Source organism: Brachybacterium sp. AOP3-A1-3 (genome assembly GCF_052378285.1).
GTDB lineage: Bacteria > Actinomycetota > Actinomycetes > Actinomycetales > Dermabacteraceae > Brachybacterium.
This window is the reverse complement of the sequence record NZ_JBQSXM010000030.1, coordinates 1-21,654: the sequence shown is the minus strand read 5'-3', so window position 1 is coordinate 21,654 and position 21,654 is coordinate 1. Positions and strand designations below refer to the sequence as shown.

Here is a 21,654-nt window from a genome sequence, read left to right as displayed (position 1 = left end):
GTCGAGCAGGACATCATCATCGCCCGTGATCGTGTGGAGCTCGAGGCGAGAGGACTCTACGACTACGAGCATGTCGCCGAGGCTTCAGCTTCGCTGGCGACCGATCTCGCCCAAGTGCGATCCAAGATCAAGGAGATCAACAAGTACGACAGGGCGATCCACGCAACCGCTGGATTCACCTTCAACAATTCGACGTCGAAGGGGACAACCTTCGTCAACCAGATGCGCAGGATCATGCTGCGCGCCTATAACGCGGAAGCAGAGAACGCGGTCAAGACCGTGAAGACGGCCAACCTCGCTCCGCCGATCAAGCGCCTCGTCCGTGCGAAGGAGCAGATCGAGAAACAAGGTTCGATGATCGACCTCGCCGTCGACGAGGGGTATCACCGTCTCCGTCTCCAGGAGATCGAACTCGCAGCGCGCCACCACGAAGCCGTCGCCGCCGAGAAAGCACTCGATCGAGAACGACGCGAGGAGCTACGCGAGCAACGGCGGGCGGAGCAGGAGCTGCGTGCGGAGAAGGAACGGCTCGAGAAGGAACGCACCCACTACCTCAACTCGATCAGTCGACTCCGCGCGGCGGGTGATAACGCTCAGGCCGACGAGCTCCAGGCCAAGCTCGGACAGATCGACGAAGAGATCGCGCAAGCCGACTACCGGGCCGCGAACATCCGGGCCGGTTACGTCTACGTGATCTCCAATATCGGCGTCTTCGGCGAGGGCGTCGTGAAGATCGGAATGACGAGACGCCTTGACCCCATGGATCGAGTCAAGGAGCTCGGCGACGCCTCAGTTCCCTTCACCTTCGACGTGCATGCCCTGTTCTTCTCCGACGATGCCGTGGCTGTCGAGGCACAGCTGCATCGCGAGTTCGCGACCCAAAGGCTGAACCAGGTGAACACCCGCAAGGAGTTCTTCCGAGTCACTCCTGCGGAGGTGCTCGAGGCCCTGAAGAAGCAGCACGTCTCCGTGCTCGAGTTCCGCACCGATGCCGAGGCGGAGGACTACCGCACGAGCCAGGCGATCATCTCGCAGCACAGGGGTGTGAGCACCTCATGATGTTCGGATCCGGTCTCCGCCTGGAGCACCGTCAGAAGCGAGCGGCTAGCTCCCCAGCGCTTCGAGGAATCGCACGCCAGGCAGAACTCGAAAATGCTAGGTTGCAAGCGTGACCAGCGAACCTCTCCTTGAGACCCTGCGCGCCTTCATGGCCGAACGCGACTGGCAGCAGTTCCACTCCCCCGAGAATCTTGCGAAGTCGATCAACATCGAGGCCGGGGAGCTCCTGGAGTGCTACCAGTGGAACGCCGAAGCGGACCGTGACGAGGTCGCCGGCGAGCTGGCGGACGTCCTGACCTATGCACTGCTGCTCGCGGACAAGCTCGACTTCGATCCTGAGCAGATCATCCGCGCAAAGCTCGAACGGACGGGGCAGAAATACCCGGTGGAGAAGGCGAAGGGGCGGAGCACGAAGTATGACCGCCTTTGAGATCGAGCAGCTGAGCTTCACCACTGAGTCGATCGCCGAGGCCGGCGCTCGAATACCCCAGTTCGCCAACTGGCCCGTGGTGTACCTGATCGAGGATGGCAAGGACATCTACGTCGGCGAGACCGGCAACGCCGAGCGCCGGATGCGCCAGCATCTCAAGTCCGAGAAGAAGCAGCACCTCCGTGAAGTGCGGGTCGTGCTCGACGACAAGTTCAACGCCTCCGCGTGCCTCGACCTCGAGTCCTTCCTCATCCGCCTCCTGGACGGCGACGGCCGCTACAAGCTCCTCAACCTCAACGAAGGTGTCACGAACCAGGCGTACTACCAGCGCAGCGAGTACAACGACACGTTCAAAGAGATCTTCGACGAGCTCCGAGATCTCGGGTACTTCCAACGGACGATCCCGCAGATCGAGAACTCCGACCTCTTCAAGCTCTCGCCGTACAAGGCGCTCAACACTGAACAGGGCATTGCTGTGCTCGACATCGTGGAGGGTCTCGTCGAGGATCTGCAGTCCGGAACCCGGACGCTCTCTGCAGTCCAGGGCGACCCGGGCACAGGGAAGACCATCGTCGGCATCTACCTCATGAAGCTGCTGCGAGACCTCGCCGAGTTCGACCCGAAGGACGATGTCGACGGCGACTCCATGTTCTCCGACCTCTTCGTAGAGGGGAACCGCGAACTGTTCCAGGGGCTCCGTATCGGGCTCGTGGTGCCGCAGAAGTCGCTTCGCAAGTCCATCACCAAAGTGTTCCGCAAGGCCCCAGCGCTCCGTGGCGCACAAGTGCTCACGCCCTACGAGGTCGCTGACTCCGAGGAAGACTTCGACGTAATCGTCGTCGACGAAGCACACCGGCTCACCCAGCGCGGTGCGCAGTCCCACGGCACCCTCACCGGTCGTTATGGAGAGATCACCCGCCGCCTGTTCGGAGAGCAGGATGACTACTCGATCAATCAGCTCGACTGGATCCGCAAGCGCGCCCAGCACACCATCCTGCTGCTGGACACGGCGCAGAGCGTACGACCGATCGATATCGAGCCCGAGGTCTTCGAACGGGTCATCGCCGAGACTCGGGACCAGAAGCGCCTCTACCCTCTCCACACACAGATGCGGGTGAAGGGCGGCAAGGAGTACCTCGAGTTCGCTCGGGCATTGATCTCCGACAACCCGCCGACGCAGCTGCCTGATCTCGGTGACTACGAGTTCGAGCTCTTCGATGATCTCGGCGCCATGCACCAGCGCATCCGAGAGCGTGACGCCGAGCATGGGCTCGCTCGCCTCGTCGCCGGCTATGCCTGGAAGTGGCGGAGCAAGAACAAGTCCGGAGAGCACGACATCGAGCTCGACGGCGTAGCCCTCGATTGGAACGTCTCGGACGTCGACTGGATCGCCTCAAAGACGTCCCTTGAGGAAGTCGGATCGATCCACACGGTGCAGGGTTACGACCTGAACTATGCCGGAGTCATCATCGGCGGTGACCTCCGCATCGACCCCGAGACCGGCATGCTCGACGCTGTTCGCAAGAACTATTTCGACACCAAGGGCAAGTCGAACAACACCATGCGCGACCGAGAGACCTCGGACGAGGACCTACTGCGGTACATCACCAACATCTACCGGGTGCTGCTGACCCGCGGCATGCGAGGCACATACGCCTACGTTGTCGACCCGCTGCTCCGTGAACGTTTGCGATCGGTCTTGTCGAGTCGCTGATGACCCCTACCGAAATGCTGCACGGACCTTTCCCTCCCGCAAGGCGATCGTCCGCCTCGTCGGCGCGGTCCTGGCCGAGCAGACCGATGAATGGGCCGAAGGACGCCGCTACCTCGGCCTCGACGTACTGGCCCGTTGTCGCCTGACCATCACCACCACCGTGAACGATGTGACCACTTAGCCCCTTCCCGCACTGACAGCCTGACCCTATTCAACGAAGGATCGCTACACCACTTCCCGGGACTTGACCGAGAGCGTTACGTGGGCAGGCTTGGCGAGTCTCGTCGCCCACTCGACGCAGTCGACCCCCTATGCTATTCTGTGTATGGATCCATCGTAGGTACCCGTCCTTCGGAGACGGGGCTCCCTCTGGACCCCGAGGCAACCAATTGGTCGCCAGCTTCCCCCCGACTTTATGCGAAGGGGAAGTGTGTCCGCAGAAGATCGCCTAGTATAGCTGCATGCTGATCACATTTCGCACTCCGATCATAGATCTTCGACATTTCTCAAGCGATAACGACATTGCTAATTCTGTGACCCTGCCTCGCGGGTGGGCCGATGGGGATTTTGTACGAGGTCTGGGCAGAATAGTCCACAGGTCCGCGGGAACTGCAGCGCCATGGCATCATGAGAACGCTTACGTAGACCTTGCAAACGCAGTCGCTTTCGATAATTTGGCACTACAGGCCACAACTAAACATTTTGCCAACTTTTCATTCGGTGCGATAAGGAAGAGGGTCTGGATGGCCCTTCCGGATTCTTATTCACTTCTAGACATGGACCTCTCCTTCGAGGTTGCGCCGAAAAAATACGCGAAGCATACATTTCCACGCAATGGCGTGACTTCTGTGACGCAAATACCGCAACTAGTCGCGCTCCTTTCTGCGCTCCCGATACGCGTCAGAGGCGAAGATAGGGGGTCGGCTCAGTCGCAGGTACTGACCGTCGGTCGAAGAATTGCTGATCGCTTCTCTAGGCACACATTGGCGGAACGTTTTGGCCGTCAAAGGCTAGTCACTAATGGGCTTACGACCGTGATTGTAGAAATGCCTGGAATGTCCCCGTTAGACGAAGTTCCATGCAAATCTCGGAGCACGAGCGCAGGGGGAGTAACACTGACTACGTTCGAGGTCGAACGCAGTGACGGCGGGAAAATTAGGGTCCACATGGTCTCGGAAGCCACGGGAAGTAAAGACGGACGAAGGAAAGTGCGAGAACTAAGAATACACGTCGCGCGCCTCCACTCTTTTAGCGAACTCCTACGTGCGCTATCGTCCAACTCTGTCACCTCCCCTAACGCGCCAATATCCGACGAAAAGGGGACGCCAGGATTTGATGCCTTGCAGCGGACTCTACTGTCTTGCTCGCGATCGCTTAATGCCGCCAGCAAGCCCGGCGGGCTTCCGTCAAATAAAATTTTTGAAGCGGCATACTATGCCACTCCGCTCGGACGCAAGGACTTTATAACCCGTCTCGAGCGAACACTTTCTGCGATGCGCCCAAAGGTGCGAGAATCCGTTCTTACTGCCGTAGCGTTAGACAAGGCAGCGGTCGAGCAAGCCGAGAACACCTATTCCCTCCAAACTGAGAACAGAAGCGTGGTTAACATGTCAAAAGTTAATATAACTGTCAGCGGAGATAATAACGGCAATATTGGCGAACGCATTCAGGTCCAAGACATGATCGTAAGCCCATCGAAAACTTTCTTTTTCATTGGAGAAGCACGAGTGGATCGCTTAGAACTTGCTGGCGAGCTGAATGCTCTAGCATCCTTACTGGCGAACAATGAGGGCTTCAGTGACAGTGCTTCTATCGAAGCGATCAAGGATGCGGAGGTTGCAGTTCGCGGAGGAAACGACGACGTTGCGCGGAGCCGTTTGAAACGCACAAGCGAGTGGGTATTAGATGCGGCGAAATCCGTAGGCGAAGGAATTGCCGCCGCCGCGATCATTTACACACTTGGGATGAACTAGATATCCCGCAGCCAGCCCCGAGCCGGCCGAGGACCTCGTTGGAGACAGTACAAGGCAGCCGACGCAATCGCCTGGTACGCAGCGCGTCGCCGCGCTGCGCCGCCAAGAACGTCAGAAGATCGACGGGAAGTGGTGGATGTACTTCGGCGAGGGCGGCATCTACTGGGCCACCAGCGACGACCTCGTCCACTGGACGCCCGGCACCAGCGACGACGAGCCGATGTACCTGCCCACCCCCGGCACCTTCGACGAGGCGCTCGTGGAGATCGGCACCTCCCCCGTGCTCACCGACGACGGCCTGCTGCTGATGCTCACCAACGGCGCCACCCGCGAGATCCACAAGGACGGCACCGTCGACGTCGACTACCGCTGCGGCCAGATCCTCATCGACCCCGCCGAGCCCACCAAGGTCATGGCCCGCCTGCAGGAGCCGTGGCTGCGCCCCCAGACCTACGAGGACACCCACGGGCTGGTCTCCAACGTCACCTTCGTCGAGGGGCTCGTCAGGTTCCGCGGGAAGTGGTTCGCGTACTACGGGCAGTCGGACACGACACTGGCTGTTGCCGTGGCGGACCCGGCTGAGGGGTTCGGGGTGGGGCTCAGCGCGGACGCTTGACCTGTACGTCCGACTCCCACGGAGAACGGCGAGGCCGCACAGGCCAGGGATCTCGGGCACCAGCGGCATAGCAGAACGGCAGCAGCACGCCGTCGAGATGCTCGCGCCGTGGGCCGATTCCTGATGAGATATCCGCATGAGCCGACGTCGCCACGACCGCAACCCGCTCGGGCAGGGCGCTTTTCACCGTCCCGCGAGCTGGCACATCCCGCACACGCCAGAACCTGCGCCGTCCCCCGCTGTGCCTCCGGCAGATAACCCTCTGATCGAGGTGCTCCGCCCGGCGCTGCGCTCCGATGATCCGACCGTGTTCTGGATTACCGCGGCGCCGCTGGTCGTGGAGCTCGCGGATCTGCGGCACCACCCCGAGGAGCTCCCCGAGGGCGTGGACCTGATGGACACCTTCCTCGAGATCAACGTCGCGGAGACCACCGCGCTGCTGCACATGATCGCGGCGATGTGCCCCGATGAGGACCTCCGCTCGCGGGCCCGGGTGGGACTCACCTCCCGGCGTCAGCCGATGCCGCCGCAGATCTCCGGCCTCGCGGACGCCACGATCACCGACACCGTGGCGATCACCGACGAGGTCGGGGAGAACCTGATGGTGGAGCTGACTCTCCCCCGCGGGGTGCGGGCCGTGCTCATCGCCTACATCCCCCGAGCCCCGGCGCTGTTCGTGAAGGACGCTTTCGTGGTCGGCGCACCGATGGAGGAGGTACTCCACCGGTATCGCGAGATCATGGCGAGCGAGGGATCATCCCTGGACGAGGCCCTGGAGGTCGTCGCCCCAGCGGACGCTCGGACTCGCCTCGGCCAGGCCCTCGCCCTCACTCCCGCAGACGAGGGCACGGCGGGATCCGAGGAGCAGTGGCCGATGCTGAGGCCGTTCGTGGAGTTCGTCGTCGGCCTCATGCCAGCGGGTGGGACGGGGTACGACGAGGACGATCTCCTCGACGGCGCTCCCCTGCCGACCTCCGAGCGCCCGCCATGGATCCTCGAGGACGGCACCGATCTGGTCGCGGAGTTCACTGCCTCCGCGCACGCTGCCGGACTGGAGCGCGTCGAGACGGCGGCAGACCTGGTCGCCTACATGATGGTCGTGCTCGGTGGGGGCCTCGGCGACCCGCTGGCATGGAATCCGGAGCTCGCCGAATGGTTGCTCACCGACGTACTGCCGACCACCCCGATCCTCTCCGAGGATCAGGCCGCACAGGTCCCTTCCATCCTGCCACCGCTCGTCGCCTGGTCTCTCGAACGGACAGGAGAGGACCCCTCCGTGATCGCGCAGACCCTTCGTGAGATCACCCCGCTGCTCGAGCAGTTCCCGGTTCGTCGCGCTGATCCCCGGATGCGTGCGCAGCGGCTCGAGGAGCAGGTCGACCTCGCGCTCGAGCTCGGGGACCCTTCCGCGCTGCGCCTGGCGGATCTCGCTCTTCTCGTCGGCGGATTCGACGTGCTCGCAGAGCTCGACACCACGCCGCTGCCCACCGAGAGGCTCCCGCTCGAGCAGTTCCCCGACAATCTGCGCGATCTCGCCGCCGAGATCGACGCGCACCTGGTGGACGGGGTGAGCGCGCTCCTAGCGGGGCAGCCCGCCCCCGACCAGACCGCCGAGCTCCTCACCGCCTGCCGGCGCCTGCTGGCGCGCATCGCCGAGCTCGATGACGCGGTGCTGCGACGCAAGGCGAGCACCCGCAACACCGCCGCGGCGATCGTCTCGCTCATCGCCCGCGGCAACGAGCTGATGGGCTACGCCCCGGCGCCTCTGCACGAGAAAGACCTACGGCGTGCCTTCGACCTGCGCAGCAATCCCAGCCAGAGGGCACGCAACCTCGCGGAGGCCGCCGCATTGCCCCATCGCTGGTCCGGCATCGCACTCGCCGATCCGGGCCTGCTGCTCGGCACCGCGCGGGCCGAGATCCTCCGGAAGCAGGACGTGCTGCGGGAGCAGGATCCGCTTGCGGGTCCGGGCGCGATGGGACGACGATCCTGAGGATCGGGCGGGCCGGGCCCTCAGGACCTTCTACTCGAAGCTACTCTAAATAGTTTAGAGTAGGCCTATGTCGTCAGCGATCCTGCATGACCTCAACGCAGCACCGGCTCACGACCGTCTGCGGCGGCTCATCGAAGCTCCCGAAGACCAGTGGTTCGACCGGAAATCTGCTCGAATCGCACCGAAGGATCTGGCCCGAGCACTCACTGCCTTCGCCAATGCCGAAGGCGGCACAGTGGCGATCGGGATTCGCGACGGAGGCTACGACGGCGAGCTACTCACCGCGGATAAGGAGAACGCGCTCCGACAGGCCGGGATCGACTTTGCCGTTCCGCCGGTTCGAACGCTGGTGCATCGACTTCCACTCGACGAGGAGCGATCCATCCTTCGCATCGACATCCCCCCGAGCGAACATGTGCACGAGACCGTCAGCGGCGAGGTGTATCTGCGAGTCGGCGATGAGTCGAAGAAGCTCTCCTACTCACAGCGCCGAGAGCTCGACTACGACCGGGGCAGCGCGCAGTTCGAATACGAACCTGCCGTCGACGCGACCATCGAGGATCTGGATGGCGATGAGCTGACCGAGTATCGCGAGTCGATCGGTGCCACCTCTGACGACCTCACCGCACTGCGAGCACGGAGCCTAGTACGCCGGGACGGCACTCTTACCCAAGCCTCTGTGCTCCTGCTCGGCCGACATCCGCAGGACTGGCTCCCCCAAGCACATGTGCGCGTCACCCGCTTCAGCGACGACACTGCGGGCACCGGCCGTCGACAGACCGTCGAGTCCGGCATGGACACCCGACTCGAAGGCCCGATCGCCCGCATCGTCGACGAGGCAGCCGCTCTCATTGAGTCCTGGATTCCGCACCGCCGCGCTCTCGACACGAACGGGCGGTTCACCGACCAGTCACTCGTCCCGAAGGATGCCTGGCTCGAGGGTCTCGTGAATGCTGTCGTGCACCGTAGTTATTCGATGGCTGGCGATCACATCCGTGTGAACATCTTCCCCTCGCGCGTGGAGATCGAGAGCCCCGGCCGCTTCCCCGGACTCGCGGACCCCACCAGGCCCCTGGATATCGCCCGATACGCGAGAAACCCTCGGATCGCTCGTGTCTGCTCCGACCTCGGGATCACCCAAGAGCGCGGGGAAGGAATCCGACGCATGTTCGACGAGATGCGTCTCGTTGGCCTTGTCGACCCCGAATACCACCAGACCAGCGGAAGCGTACGTCTCACCCTGACCGCGCTCAGTCGGCTGAGTCCTGAGCAGCAGGCAGCTTTGCCCCGCGGTGCCGAGGAGATCCTCGCCGTGCTCCGACACAGGGAGCACCCACTGGGCACCGGAGAACTCGTCGAGGCGACGGGCCGCTCTCGACCGTGGGTCCGAGCACAGCTCGAGGAGCTACGCGCAAGCGGCGTCGTCCACTGGGAGGGGAAATCTCCTCGCGACCCACGCGCCACCTGGTCACTTCCGCGATGACGTAGAACGCCATCGGTACCTGCTCGACGCTACTCGAAGCTACTCTAAAAAATTCTTCGAGTAGCTTCGAGTAGACCTTGAGCCCCGTCTACATCACCCCAGGGGGTCACTCGATCTGCCGCACGAGCGGCGCCGTCACGGTCAAGGATCCCCACAGAGCCGTTCGGACCAGCCTCCGTTATCGTGGCGCGATGCACCCCGGCTCCACCTACCTCGGCATCGACCTCGCCTCAGACCCGAAACGTACTGGCATCGCGTGGCTGCGCGACGAGGGCGAGAAGGTCATGATCGAGGACGTCCGGGTCGGCGCGGACGACGACACGATCGTCTCCGCGGTTGTGACGTCACAGAAGACCGGTGTCGACGTCCCCTTCGGGTGGCCGCGGTCGTTCGTGGAGCTGCTCGAGGCGCACCGAACGGCAACCCTCACTCCCCCGCCGAGCACGGGCCCGGACTGGAAGCGGCACGTCCTCTACCGCGCAACGGACCTCGAGGTGAGACGCCGGGTGGGAAAGAACCCGCTGAGCGTCGCCTCCGACAAGATCGCCTACCCCGCCATCCGCTGGGCAGGCATCGCCGCACGGCTCCGGGAACAGGGAGCCCCAGTCACGCCCGACGGACGCGGCATCGCGTGCGAGGTGTATCCCGGTGCGGCACTCGTGGCGTGGCAGCTGGCGGGCTACACCTACAAGGGCGCGAAGGGTGCGACGTCGCGGGCAGCCCTCGCCGAGCAACTGACCGCACGGCTCCCCTGGCTCGACTGGGCGGGCCACCGAGACGCCTGCGTGGACGACGACAACGCGCTGGACGCGGTGATCGCTGCCGTCGTCGCCCGCGACGTCGACCGTGGACTCGCAACGCCGGCACCTCCCGAGCTCGCAGAGCTGGCCGCCGAGGAGGGCTGGATCTGGATGCCCGAAGGATCCTAGGAGGTTTCTGGTCGCAGCGCCCTGAGCACGGACCTGGCCAGCATTTCGTACATGTGTAGCATTTTGTTCCCGCAAGCAATCACATGGCGTCAACCGACGAAGAAGCCCAACAACCGCCTCCACCAGGGTTTACGAGAGTTAGACCTCACAGGCTCTGGGGGTAGAGCGGGGTCCGTGGCTTCTCGCGGGCCGGATATATCCCGCGGCGCCATCGGTTCCCGTTGCTCCCGCTCACATCGGGCACGAGCTTCATCGTCTTCCGCACGTGCAGCTGCCGCTTGCCGCTCCCGTGCCTCGCGCTCTCGATCTGCCTTCTCTCGGGCCGCTTCCTCGGCAGCAGCTCTCGCCGCTTCCTCTCGGCGCTCGCGCATTTCCCTTACGGCGACTACTTCCGCCTTGTACTTCTTGACGTCGTCGCCCAGTAACCAGCCAGCCCAAGTCCCTCCGTTCGCACCCTGAATCGCCCGCTGCGGGTACCACTCTCGGCTCCCATCAAGCACTTGCTGAAGGAACGCCTGCAGAGGCAATCTGCTCGAGCGGAAGGACAGCTTGTCGTGGCCCAACTTTCCGACGGTGACGCCCGCAATGAGATGAACCTCTGTACTGCCGTCGCCTTGCCAGACGTCTGAGCGGAGTTGGTCGACAGTCAAGACCTTGGCATCAGCGCTGGGACCATCTCGGTACCCGAGGCGCACGCTTGGTTCGGAAAACAGTGGATCACGCTTACGCTTCCCTTTCGCTGTGTTCTTCTGACGATCAGATTCGGGCAGAAGCCACAGTGTGCGCATCCCGTTCTGTTCCCGCGCTTGACGTCTGGCAGTGAAGTCCGTCGAGACTCGCTGCACCTCGAAGGCAAAGGGGAACGGCGCGGACTCCACACGCAGATCGACCCGCGCACCTGCGACGTCCACCTCAAGTTCGGCGTCGTAGCCGAGTTCGATGCAGATCTCGCGGAGCTTCCCCTGGAGCCAAAGGTGCTCGTCGGTCATCCTCCCGCCGCCGCCAGCGGGGACGAAGTGATTGCATCCTGTCGAGTCCTTGTGGTTGCTGAGGTACCTGGTGCCATAAGCGTTCTGATGAGCGACGAGCCGTTGAGCGCACCCGCGATCCGGGCACACGAGGTGCACTCCCGTGCGATGAACTCTTGCCCAGTCGCTGCTGTTGCGGATCCACAGCACATCGCGCTCCCCCTGCACTCGGAAGAACTGCTTCTTCGTCTTGGAAGACTTTCCGGTCCCACCCGACTTGTGGCTCTGTCCCGAATGATTCTCACGTCGCTGTGCCATGTCTTCCATCCTCCACGGGCTACTGACACTTCAGGGGCACTACCCGGACCTGCTCTCCTGTCACAGAGCGGCGAGTCCCGGTCCGTGCGCCCCGTGGTGAGGTGACCTCGCTCAGCCTCGTGCCTCTCCGTCCTCATCCGTAGCCGTCTTTGCGGTATTCCTAGTTTCGCAACAGGGGCCCCTACTGCCGCGCCCGTCGAGAGCCATAGGCTCGGTGGGTGCGCGACTCCCGTACGCGCCTGTTCGGATCTGCGCATCCGCCCATCGCGGCGGCCGCACTCCCCGGCCATCACCTCGCACCCTCCAGGAAGGGCCCGAACCCCGTGCCAGAGAAGCTCCCCGAGACCGCCGCGGGGCGTCCGCGCATCGCGCTCCTCCCCCTCGACGATCGACCCGTGAACGTACGGCTCCCCGGCGACGTCGCCGCCGTGGCCGGCGTAACCCTCGACGTCCCGCCGACCGAGCTCCTTCCCTCCTACCGCACCGCCGGGGACCCCGAGGCCCTCGGCGCGTGGCTGCTCGAGCGCGCCGCCGGCCCGTCGACCGCACACGTCGTCGTCTCGACGGACATGCTCCTGTACGGAGGCCTCATCGCGAGCCGGACCAGCGGGGACAGCACGCGTGAGGTGCTCGCCCGGCTCGACGTGCTCCGCGAGGTCCGCCGGCTCCGGCCGGAGCTCCCGATCTCGGTGGTGTCCCTCGTGACCCGGGCGAGCAACTCCTATTCCGCCGCGGAGGAGCCCGAGTACTGGGCGGAGCACGGCAAGGAGCTGCACGCGTTAGGAGGCGACGCGCATCGTCTGCTCGGCGATGCCGAGGTGCTGCCGCTCGACGAGCTCACGTCCGTGCCCGCGCCCGTCGTGACGGACTATTCCCGCCGCCGGCTGCGGAACCATATGGCGACCTTGTCCACGCTTGATTTCGTCGAGGACGGCACGATCGACTTCCTGGCGATCACCGCCGACGACACCGCACCATTCGCCGCGGGCAGCGCGGAGCAGGTCTGGCTGCGGCACTGGATGAGGATGCTGCCCCGTGGCCGCGAGGTGCTCATGTATCCCGGGGCGGACGAGGTCGGTGCCGTGCTCGTGGCCCGCGCCCTCGCTGCGATGACCAGTGTCGAGGTGGCGTTCTCGGTGGCCTGCGCGGATCCCGAGGGCATGACCCGGGTCCCGCCGTTCGAGAACATGCCGCTGGCAGCTTCTGCGAGCCGGCAGATCCGTGCCGCCGGAGCAACCGAGGTCACCACGGGCGGGGACGTCACCCTCGTGCTCCACGCGCCTGATCCCGAGCGCCACGACATGTTCCGAGGCCGCCCGGAGAGGGTCGACACGGCCGCCGTGCAGGGCACCGTGGCGCTCATCAGCGCGCGCCTCGAGGGCGGGGAGAAGGTCGCACTCGCCGACGTGCGCTACCCCAACGGCGCCGATGAGGCCCTCGTGCGGGCACTCGCGGAGGCAAACCTCCTCGGCCGCCTGGAAGCGTTCGGCGGCTGGAACACGGCGGGCAACACGCTGGGCAGCGTCGTGGCCCTCGCCGCGGCCGGAGCAGTCGGCCGCGCCGCGGGCACGTTCGACCCGGCTGCCGCGCGCCGCGCACTCCTCACCCGTCTGCTCGACGACTTCGCGTACCAGTCCGTGGTCCGAGTCGACTCCGGCCCGTCCCTGTTCCCGGACCGCTTCCCGATGGCGGACGACGAGCGCGTCGCAGGTGCCGAACGCGCGATCCACCGCGAGCTCGAAGCGGTCCTGGACTCGGTGCTCCCGGGCGACGCCGTGCGGATCGCCGAGCTCACGCTGCCGTGGCGGCGGTCCTTCGAGATCGGGATCGCCCTGTCGTAGGGATATTCGCTCGTGACCGCCCACGGCAAGCAGCCCATGCCTGGCCCCATCGCAGAGGAGGCTTCTCCGCGCACCAGCGGGCCAAGCCGCTATAGTCGACACGCGGCAACCGCCTGGAGCTCACGTCAGTGGGTGCACCCAGGGGGCTGAGGGGACTGTGCGGGACGTATGGAGCCCGCAGATTCTCGGTGCCGCCCAGCTTCTCCCCGTGCGGGAGCACGAAGGCTCCTTCGACCTTGAGGTCTGAGGAGCCTTCGTCATGTCAGCACAGTGCAGGGTCGTCCCCTGAGCTGCAGGCGCCGTGACCATAGGCGAGGCCATGGGCGTGGCTGTGCGAGCTATCCCCGCCCGGGCAGGACCTTCAGCCCGAACTGCTGCGCCGCCTCCGCCAGCTCGCGGTCGAACGTCGCGATAGCGGTCATCGCCTCGCCGTACAGCAGCGCCGTGGACAGGTGCAGGGCATCCATCGCACGCAGACCCGAACGAAGCGAGAGGGCATGGTCTATGACCTCGCCGTCGACCGCATCGAGGTCGATCCTGGCCACGATCGCATCGACGTCCGCGTGGGAGCCGCCGCGGCGATCGACGGTCGCATGGAGTTCGACCTCGAGGAGCCGGGAGGAGAGCAGTGCCGCCCCGTCCTCGAAGAGGCTCTCGACCTCCACCACCCCGGGCTCGCGGCTGAGCAGCTTGTAGGCCGCCGAGGTGTCCAGATAGATCACGACCGCTCCCCGCGCATGTCCTCGATCATCTGCTCGGTGCTCCAGTCACGGATCGGCGTGGAGATCGCCGGGGCGCCGCACTCCGAGGCGGGCTGCAGCGTGCCTCCGGCCAGGCGCCGTGCCCGCCTGTCGGACTCGACCGGGGCGATGCGTGCGATCGGCTGCCCGCGATCCGTCACGATGATCTCTTCGCCCGCCTGCACGCGTGCGAGGACCCGGGCGGTCTGCTGGTTCAGTTCGGTGCGCGTCACGTGGACCATGGGACCACCGTACTCGCATCTACTAGTTCTAGTACAGGACGATTGTGGAGGCGGTGCACAGGCGAGGTGCGCCCGCCCCTACGGCGCCACGTTGTAGTTCTCGCGGAACAGGTTCCCCGGGTCGTAGCGCTGCTTGATGCCCTGGAGCCGGCGGTACTTCTCCTGCCCGTAGATGGCGCGGGTGAAGTCGGTGATCGGGCGGGTGTACTCGCGGGCCCGGAAGTTCACGTACTCACCGTGCTCGCCGAGCTGCCGCATCGCGGCGCGGGCCTGCTGGGCGTAGGCGGTCAGGCGTTCGTCCTCCTCCTGCCCCTGCCAGAAGCCGTAGATGGTCATCCAGAAGCGGGCGGTGCGGTTGGGAAAGGCGGTCGCCTCCTCGGGCACGCGGGCGAAGGCGCCGCCGAGATGGTGGATGTCCACGCCGGTGCCGCGGCCCGGGATCGCCTCGGCGATCCCCAGGATCGTGTCCAGGGCGTCCTCGTCCATGCTGCTGAACGCGATGTTGCGCCAGAAGCCGCGGGAGCCGTCGGGGTACAGGTCATCCACCGCACTCTGCCAGCGGACCCAGTCGATCGGGCCCACGGTCTGCTCATCCGGCGGTGCCGCCCGGCGCAGACGATCCAGCAGGGCCTGGCCCTGCTGCTCGTTCTCGCCCACGTACACCCCGCGGATGATCAGCCAGGTCTCGTCGGTCCCGGCCGCCTCGGGGGCGGGCATGAACGTCACGATCGTGGTGAGCTCGTCGGGGAGGTTCCTCGACCACAGCTCGAAGGCGGCGAGCGCGTGGCGCCAGTGCGGCCTGCGGTAGTACAGGCTCGCGCCGAGCACCGGATCCGGCAGTTGCACCGCCTCGAAGGTGAAGGCGGTGACCACGCCGAAGTTGCCGCCGCCCCCTCGCAGCCCCCAGAACAGGTCCGGGTGCTCGGTTGCGCTCGCGACGAGCTGCTGCCCGTCGGCCGTGATCACCTCGGCGCTGACCAGCCGGTCCAGGGCCAGGCCCGCCCGGCGGATCAGCCAGCCCACACCGCCGCCGAGCGTCTGCCCGGCGATCCCGGGCCGGGACACCGTTCCCAGCGGGACAGCCAGGCGATACGGCGCGGTCGCGGCGTCGACGTCGGCCGCTCGCGCGCCGGGAGCCACCCTCACCCGCTGCGTCTGCGGATCGACGTGCACGTCCCGCAGACCGCCGAGGTCGAGCACGATCCCGTCGTCCACCGTGCCAAGGCCCGCGATGTTGTGGCCGCCGCCGCGCACCGCGAGCGGCAGCCCGGTCACCCGCGCGGCTTCCAGCACCGGGGCCACGTCCGCGACCGACGCGGCCCGGACGATCACCAGCGGGTACCGGTCGATCATTCCGTTCCAGACCTTGCGGGCCGTCTCGTAGTCGCCATCGCCCGGCTCCAGGCAGTTGCCCTCGACCGCTTCGCGCAGCCGCTCCAGCGCGGCGCGTGCCTCGGGAACGGGGTGACTATCGGTCATATCCATCGCGTGAACTCCCTGCGCCGAGGAGCGGGCCGGCCGGCCGGCCGCGCCGATCGTGCTCCTGACAGTAGCCCCGCAGGTCGCGCGGGACAACGGCAGAAGGTCCCTCACCCCGGGGTCGTCGAACGCGCACGGTCGGTCGTGCCGAGCCGCGAGGTGCGGCCCACCAGAGCACCGGGGTGCAGAAGAAGGGCGATCGGATCGCCGAGGGGCGTGAGATGCCCGCTGGGCGAGCCGTCCCAGCACGCATCGGGCACACCGGTAAGGTCGCGGGGTGCCCAGCCCTCGTCGATCCAGTACCCGCCGACGCAGCGGGTCCACCCGCCGGAAAGGCTCGCGGCAGTCGCAGCGGCCGTTGCCGGTCGCCGGCCCGGGCGAGCGGCTGTGGGTGCTCGACGTCCCCTACGGGACCCAGGTCGAGGGCGCCGCCTGGCATCCCAGCGTGAAGATGCACCTCTACGTCGGCCGTTCCCTGCCCGCGCACCTCGCGCCCTACGCACCCGGCCCGCACACCCTGGGCCGGTTCCTCGAGAACACGCTCAACCCCGATGATCCGACGCCCCCTCCCGAGCCGGCCGAGGATCTCGAGCCCCGCCAGAACCAGTACGAGGCGGCCGACGCGATCGCGCAGCGCGCCGCGGCCGGTGGCCGGCAGTTCCTGCTGGCCGACGAACCGGGCGTGGGCAAGACGATCTCCGCCGTGCTCGGCGCGAGCGCGGTGGGCGACCTCCGCGGTGCGAAGCGGGTACTCGTGGTCGCGGACAGGCCCGCCGCGATCACGATCGGACACTGGTGCCGCACCATCACCGCGCTGGGCGACAGCGGCCTGGAATGGGTGGTGATCACCTGGGACCGCCTGGAGAAGGTCACCGACTACGAGTGGGAGGTGATCATCGCGGACGAGGCCCACGCGCTGCGCCGGACCACGACGAAGCGGTGGAAGCTCTGGTCGCAGATCGCGGGCCACAAGCAGCCCCATGACACAGCCCCGTTCCTCATCGCGACGACCGCGACGCCCGGCCACACCCCGCTCGAGCTGCCCTATCTCGCTCCGGCCTACGCGCAGGCGCACGACGAGCCGATGAAGGACTGGATCACGGCGACCCAGCCCGCCGCCACGTTCACCGCCGCGCTCGAACGCCACGGGGTCGGCGTGGAGCGAGGTGGGCGCTACGGCGCGACCTGGACCACGGACGCGCAGCGGCGCGCTGCGGATCTCACCCTCGTGCGCGGCTGGCTCGAGGACGCCCAGCCCGCCGCAATGCTGCACCGCGCGGCGCCGTGGGGGCCGGTGCCGATCTCCGGGATGCCGGTGACGCTCACACCGACCGAGCGGAGCGCGTACGAGGCCGAATGGGGAGAGTTCTGCCGCGAGATGGACATCGCCCGGCGCGGCCACAACACCGCCAAGGGCCGGGCGGCGCTGCTGCGCTTCCGGCAGAAGGCCGGGCTGATCCGCGTCGACTCCACCGTCGCGTGGATCGCCCAGCAGGTCGAGGCCGAGAGGCAGGTGGCGTGCTCGGTCGAGTTCGTCGGGACCGCCGCCGACCCGATCGCCGAGCGTCTGCGGGATTCCGGTCTCGAGGTCGCCACGATCTACGGCCAGGGCCGGTTCGACGTCGAGGCCGAGCGGCTCCGGTTCCAGACCGGGCAGGCGAAGGTCTGCGTATTCACGACGGTCGCCTCGATCAGCCTGCACGCCGGCGAGACCCTCGAAGGCGGTCGCCAGGCGTGCACCGAGCCCCGGGTGGGCGTGTTCCACCAGGCCCGCTTCTCGGGCATCGCCGGCCGACAGGTCACCGGCCGCACCCACCGCGACCAGCAGGTCTCCCCCTGGCACATCGCCTACGCCGAGAACACCGTCGAGGAGCAGGTCAGCAAGGTGATGGTGGAGCGGATCGCTGCAGCGTCGGACACCGTGGGCGGCGACACGGCGGGGCTCACCGATGTCGCCCAGCTGCTCGGGGCGGACTGGCTGCCGGCGGCGAGCCTGACCGCGGACGGCGGCTGACTCCACGCACCGCGGCGATCCTCATGTCCCTGCGTGGTGACTGCGTTGCCGCCCTGACTCCCGGGAGCACGAGCGCACGACCCTAGGGCTCGAAGAGTTCGCCGCTGGGCTGCACCAGGCGGTCGTCACCATCACGGCGGCATGCCCCGGCTGCACCCTCACCCCAGCGCGAGCATCCCCGCCACCATCACCATGGTCAGCGCCACCAGTGCGTCGAGCACCTGCCAGGAGCGGGGCCGGGAGAGCAGGCGGCCCAGGTGCCGCGCCCCGAGGCCGAGGGCGGTGAACCACACCGCGCTCCCGGCGATCGCCCCGGCGGCGAAGAGGGGCGCCTCGCCGCCGTGGGTCGAGGCGATCGAGCCCAGCAGCAGCACGGTGTCGAGGTAGACGTGCGGGTTCAGCCAGGTCAGCGCGAGCGCCGTCGCGAGAACCGGGCCGAGGCTCGCCCCCCGGCCGGTCCCGTCGACCTGGAGCGACTCGCCGCCGTGCAGGGCGCGCCGAGCGGCGAGGACCGCATACCCGAGAAGGAAAGCGACCCCGGCCCAGCGTGCGGCGACGACCACCTCGGGCACGGCGCGCACCAGGGCGCCGAGCCCGCTGGCCCCAGCGCCGATGAGCACCGCGTCCGAGGCGATGCACACGGCCACCACCGGCCCCACGTGCTCGCGGCGCAGCCCCTGGCGGAGCACGAAGACGTTCTGGGAGCCGATGGCGATGATGAGGGTGAGGCCGGCGAGGAAGCCGTGGAGCGCTGTGGTCACTCGATCGACGGTAGATCGCTCAGAGATGAAGCACCAGCAAAGCTTTGTAAGCTTTCTGAAGCACTGCTTCATCTAGCATGCAAGGATGCCGATCGATCCCGCTCTCGCCGAGACCCTTCGCGTCGTCGCCGAGGAGGGGACGCTCGACGCGGCAGCACGGCGTCTGGTCATGACCCCGTCGGCCGTGAGCCAGCGCCTGAAGCTCCTCGAGCAGCAGCTGGGGCAGCGCCTGCTGGTGCGCGCGCGGCCGGTGCGCCTCACCGAGCCTGGCCGGGTGGTGGTTCGCTTCGCCCGCTCCCACGCCCTCATCGAGCAGGAGGCGCGCGCGGAGCTGGGCCTGGAGGCCCAGGGCGAGCATCCTCGGATCGGGATCGCGGTGAACTCTGACTCCCTGGCCACCTGGTTCATGCCCGCTCTCGCTCGTTTCGGCCTGCACCACGACGCCCAGCTCGAGCTGCAACGGGAGGACCAGGACGAGACCGCACGCCTGCTCACCACGGGCGCCGCGATGGCGGCGGTGACCTCGGCGGCGTCGGCCCCGCCGGGATTCCGCGCCGTGCCTCTGGGAAGCTTGGTCTATGTCGCGGTCGCCTCCCCCGCCTGGCATCGACGATGGGCGGGGCCCGACGCACAGCCCGGCCCACCCGGACCCGAGGTACTCGCCCGCTCGCCGCGCATCGACTACGACGCCCATGACGATCTGCAGGCCACCTGGCTGCGAGGACAGGGCGTGACCCCGGCCAGCGCTCCGCGGCACCTCGTCCCCTCCACCCACGAGCTCGCCACCGCCGTCGAGGCGGGGCTCGGCTGGGCGATGCTGTTCACCCGGCAGGCGGAGCTCCTGCTCGGTCGCGGAGCCCTGATCCCACTCGGCGGCGACCCGGTGGCCACTCCCCTCTTCTGGCAGGTAGCGCGCACTCCCTCGCCGCTGCTCGAGGCGCTCACCGAGGCCGTGCTCACTACGGCGCACCGAGAGCTCGAACAGGATGACGACGGCGACAGGCGAGCCCCGGACAAGGTGGAGCAGCGGATGTCCCGAGAAGAACCCCGGCCAGCAGACACGCTTTCACCCGGCCGACGCCACTCCTGAACGATCGCTCGACCCGGACCCCGCGATATCGATCGGGTTCACCGGGGTTCGGGCCTGAGCATGGAGTACGACCTGATCCCCGGGGAGCCGGTCGTGGTCCACGAAGGCTTCTCCGCGGGGCACACCGTCTCCACGGAGTGGGCCCGCCCGCGATCGCCGATACCGCCGATGCCGTGGCCCATCTGATCCGCCTCGGCTACGGTGACCAGATCCTGCTCAGCCACGACCTCTTCCTCAAGCAGATGTGGAGCAGCCTGGGCGGCGGCGGATTCGTCCTCGTGCCCACCGTCTTCCTCGAACTGCTGGTCGCGCGCGGTGTGGACCGCGACCGGGCCCAGCAGCTCATCACCACCAACCCGCAGCGATATCTCGGAGGAGCCAGCAGTGCGTGAGCAGAACCGGACCGGCCAGGGCCGGATCCTCGTGGTCGGATCCGTGAACGTCGACCTCGTCCTCGGGGTGCCTCGGCATCCGGAGCCGGGCGAGACCATCGCCGGCACCGGATCGCGGCGCTCCCCGGGCGGCAAGGGCGCGAACCAGGCGTGCGCGGCAGCCCGTCTGGGCGGCGACGTCCGCTTCGCGGGTCGCACGGGCACCGGGGCCGACGCCGATCTGGCGCTCGACCTGCTGCGCCGCGCCGGGGCGGACCTGACCGCCACGACCGAGGTCTCCGATGCGGAGACCGGGCTCGCCGTGGTGACCGTCGACGAGGCGGGCGAGAACAGCATCGTCATCATCGCGGGGGCGAACGGGTCCTGGACCCCGCAGGACATCGAGGAGCTCCGGGCCGAGGTGGCAGCGAGCGATCTCGTCGTCTCCCAGGGAGAGATCCCGGCCGCCGCCGTGGATCAGCTGGCGCAGCTCTGCGCCGAGACCGGCACGCGGTTCCTGCTGAACCTGGCACCGGTGATCGACGTCGCCGAGAGCACCCTCGCCATGGCGGACCCCCTCGTCGTCAACGAGTCCGAAGGACGCCTCGCACTGACCGCGCTGACCGGCTCTGACGCGCCCGACGACGACGTGGCCACAGTGCGCCGGCTGCGAGAGGCAGGAGTCCGCTCCGTGGTCATGACGCGCGGGGCCCGCGGCGCGATCCTGGCCGCGGACGCAGAGATCTCCGAGATCGGCTCCCCGACGGTGCAGGCCGTGGACACGACCGGAGCGGGGGACGCCTTCGTCGGCGCCCTGGCACTGGGCCTCGCCCGCGGCGAGAGCGCAGCCGACGCCTGCCGCCGTGCTGCGCGCGTCGGCGCCTTCGCGGTGACCCGGCACGGGGCGCAGCCGTCGTACCCGCAGCAGGAGGACGTCCTGCCGGGGTGATGCCCGGGGCGGGCGCACTGCTCGAGGCGCTCTGGTCGCGAGCCTTCTGCCTGAACCAGAGCTGAGCAGGGTTGCGCGGTCTCGTCGCCGGAAGAGGGACGTGAGACGATCAGCTCACGAGCTATCGACCCGGAGGAGCGTAGATGCTGTCCATCGACAGGGACACCATGGGCGATCTGGCCCGTCGACATCACGTGGTCCGTCTGGTCGCCTTCGGCTCGATGACGACCGACGCGTTCGATCCAACACGCAGCGATGCCGACTTCCTCGTCGAGTTCTCCGCGTCGTCGCCCTCCCCCTTCGAGGACTACTTCGGGCTGAAGGAGTCCCTGGAATCCATCCTGGATCGCCCCGTCGACCTCATCTCCCCGACCAGCCTCGAGAATCCGCACTTCGCAGAGTCCGTCGCCCGGACTGCGGTCGAGATCTATGCAGCCTGACGCAGCCGCCCTGATCTGGGATGCACATCGCGCAGCCCGTCGAATCCAGGAGTTCCTCGCCGGTCGATCGCTGCAGGAGTACCGAGAGAACGTCCCTACGGCAACCCTGCTCGGGTGAACTCGTCCTGCAGGGCGGGGCGACGCCGGTTCCGCTCACGCATCTCGCGGACGTGCCGGTCGAAGTGCTCGAGTCCGCTGGCTCTCCGCGCGACATCACGGGCCTCGTGCAGCAGCTCTGCGGCAC

At 67.0% G+C, this 21,654-nt stretch carries 19 protein-coding genes and 1 pseudogene; 15 read left to right on the top strand and 5 right to left on the bottom strand.

What is annotated here, in order from left to right; translation table 11 throughout:
* From ACT3T5_RS18710 to ACT3T5_RS18670, 9 genes and pseudogenes are all read left to right on the top strand, one after another.
* Nucleotides 1-1,059, top strand: a 1,059-nt coding sequence (locus ACT3T5_RS18710; protein ID WP_444595212.1) for a DUF4041 domain-containing protein, incomplete at its 5' end; no start/stop codon positions are given.
* Between the two features lie 109 nt (nucleotides 1,060-1,168).
* Nucleotides 1,169-1,489, top strand: a complete 321-nt coding sequence (locus tag ACT3T5_RS18705) for a nucleotide pyrophosphohydrolase (RefSeq protein ID WP_444595211.1) — start codon at nucleotides 1,169-1,171, stop codon at nucleotides 1,487-1,489.
* Nucleotides 1,476-3,203: a DNA/RNA helicase domain-containing protein gene (locus ACT3T5_RS18700; RefSeq protein WP_444595210.1), complete on the top strand. Its 1,728-nt coding sequence runs from the start codon at nucleotides 1,476-1,478 to the stop codon at nucleotides 3,201-3,203. Before ACT3T5_RS18705 ends, ACT3T5_RS18700 begins: the two co-directional genes overlap by 14 nt.
* 13 nt (nucleotides 3,204-3,216) lie before the next feature.
* A pseudogene (locus tag ACT3T5_RS18695) lies at nucleotides 3,217-3,375 on the top strand (IS256 family transposase); the annotation flags it as partial.
* 1,321 nt (nucleotides 3,376-4,696) lie between these two features.
* Complete coding sequence (locus tag ACT3T5_RS18690; protein ID WP_444595209.1) at nucleotides 4,697-5,176, top strand: hypothetical protein; 480 nt, start codon at nucleotides 4,697-4,699, stop codon at nucleotides 5,174-5,176.
* Between the two features lie 94 nt (nucleotides 5,177-5,270).
* Nucleotides 5,271-5,792 carry a glycoside hydrolase family 130 protein gene (locus tag ACT3T5_RS18685; protein WP_444595213.1) on the top strand — a complete coding sequence of 174 codons (522 nt, stop codon included), beginning with the start codon at nucleotides 5,271-5,273 and terminating at the stop codon, nucleotides 5,790-5,792.
* A 136-nt stretch (nucleotides 5,793-5,928) separates the two neighbouring features.
* Nucleotides 5,929-7,785: a hypothetical protein gene (locus ACT3T5_RS18680; protein WP_444595208.1), complete on the top strand. Its 1,857-nt coding sequence runs from the start codon at nucleotides 5,929-5,931 to the stop codon at nucleotides 7,783-7,785.
* A gap of 67 nt (nucleotides 7,786-7,852) precedes the next feature.
* Complete coding sequence (locus tag ACT3T5_RS18675; protein WP_193119474.1) at nucleotides 7,853-9,268, top strand: ATP-binding protein; 1,416 nt, start codon at nucleotides 7,853-7,855, stop codon at nucleotides 9,266-9,268.
* Between the two features lie 191 nt (nucleotides 9,269-9,459).
* The gene (locus ACT3T5_RS18670; RefSeq protein WP_444595207.1) at nucleotides 9,460-10,197 is read left to right on the top strand and encodes a DUF429 domain-containing protein; all 738 of its coding nucleotides are present in this window, start codon (nucleotides 9,460-9,462) and stop codon (nucleotides 10,195-10,197) included.
* 89 nt (nucleotides 10,198-10,286) lie between these two features.
* On the opposite strand, the gene ACT3T5_RS18665 is transcribed toward ACT3T5_RS18670, so the two are convergent.
* Nucleotides 10,287-11,483 carry a hypothetical protein gene (locus ACT3T5_RS18665; protein WP_343925806.1) on the bottom strand — a complete coding sequence of 399 codons (1,197 nt, stop codon included), beginning with the start codon at nucleotides 11,481-11,483 and terminating at the stop codon, nucleotides 10,287-10,289.
* Nucleotides 11,484-11,701: 218 nt separating this feature from the next.
* Between ACT3T5_RS18665 and ACT3T5_RS18660 the strand changes: the two genes are divergently transcribed.
* Nucleotides 11,702-13,324: a DUF4127 family protein gene (locus tag ACT3T5_RS18660; protein WP_193119477.1), complete on the top strand. Its 1,623-nt coding sequence runs from the start codon at nucleotides 11,702-11,704 to the stop codon at nucleotides 13,322-13,324.
* A gap of 338 nt (nucleotides 13,325-13,662) precedes the next feature.
* Here ACT3T5_RS18660 and ACT3T5_RS18655 read toward each other — a convergent pair whose 3' ends face one another.
* The 3 genes from ACT3T5_RS18655 to ACT3T5_RS18645 form a co-directional block, all read right to left on the bottom strand.
* Nucleotides 13,663-14,046 carry a type II toxin-antitoxin system VapC family toxin gene (locus ACT3T5_RS18655; protein WP_193119478.1) on the bottom strand — a complete coding sequence of 128 codons (384 nt, stop codon included), beginning with the start codon at nucleotides 14,044-14,046 and terminating at the stop codon, nucleotides 13,663-13,665.
* Entirely contained in the window at nucleotides 14,043-14,306 is a 264-nt protein-coding gene (locus ACT3T5_RS18650) for a type II toxin-antitoxin system Phd/YefM family antitoxin (RefSeq protein WP_193119479.1), read from the bottom strand. Before ACT3T5_RS18650 ends, ACT3T5_RS18655 begins: the two co-directional genes overlap by 4 nt.
* Nucleotides 14,307-14,384: 78 nt before the next feature.
* Complete coding sequence (locus ACT3T5_RS18645) at nucleotides 14,385-15,791, bottom strand: FAD-binding oxidoreductase (protein ID WP_444595206.1); 1,407 nt, start codon at nucleotides 15,789-15,791, stop codon at nucleotides 14,385-14,387.
* 271 nt (nucleotides 15,792-16,062) lie between these two features.
* Between ACT3T5_RS18645 and ACT3T5_RS18640 the strand changes: the two genes are divergently transcribed.
* Nucleotides 16,063-17,799, top strand: a complete 1,737-nt coding sequence (locus tag ACT3T5_RS18640; RefSeq protein WP_444579496.1) for a helicase — start codon at nucleotides 16,063-16,065, stop codon at nucleotides 17,797-17,799.
* 158 nt (nucleotides 17,800-17,957) lie between these two features.
* Here the strand turns inward: ACT3T5_RS18640 and ACT3T5_RS18635 are convergent, their stop codons facing one another.
* Nucleotides 17,958-18,560, bottom strand: coding sequence for a LysE/ArgO family amino acid transporter (locus ACT3T5_RS18635; protein WP_444579495.1), 603 nt, complete (start codon nucleotides 18,558-18,560; stop codon nucleotides 17,958-17,960).
* 85 nt (nucleotides 18,561-18,645) lie between these two features.
* Here ACT3T5_RS18635 and ACT3T5_RS18630 point away from each other — a divergent pair, with 85 nt between their 5' ends.
* The 4 genes from ACT3T5_RS18630 (at nucleotide 18,646) to ACT3T5_RS18615 (ending at nucleotide 21,410) form a co-directional block, all read left to right on the top strand.
* Complete coding sequence (locus ACT3T5_RS18630; RefSeq protein WP_444595205.1) at nucleotides 18,646-19,650, top strand: ArgP/LysG family DNA-binding transcriptional regulator; 1,005 nt, start codon at nucleotides 18,646-18,648, stop codon at nucleotides 19,648-19,650.
* 173 nt (nucleotides 19,651-19,823) lie between these two features.
* Nucleotides 19,824-20,042 carry a hypothetical protein gene (locus ACT3T5_RS18625; protein WP_444595204.1) on the top strand — a complete coding sequence of 73 codons (219 nt, stop codon included), beginning with the start codon at nucleotides 19,824-19,826 and terminating at the stop codon, nucleotides 20,040-20,042.
* Nucleotides 20,035-20,970, top strand: coding sequence for a ribokinase (locus ACT3T5_RS18620; RefSeq protein ID WP_444595203.1), 936 nt, complete (start codon nucleotides 20,035-20,037; stop codon nucleotides 20,968-20,970). Before ACT3T5_RS18625 ends, ACT3T5_RS18620 begins: the two co-directional genes overlap by 8 nt.
* Before the next feature lie 143 nt (nucleotides 20,971-21,113).
* A complete protein-coding gene (locus tag ACT3T5_RS18615) occupies nucleotides 21,114-21,410 on the top strand; it encodes a nucleotidyltransferase family protein (protein WP_441463017.1) in 297 nt (98 codons plus the stop codon).
* Nucleotides 21,411-21,654 lie beyond the last annotated feature (244 nt).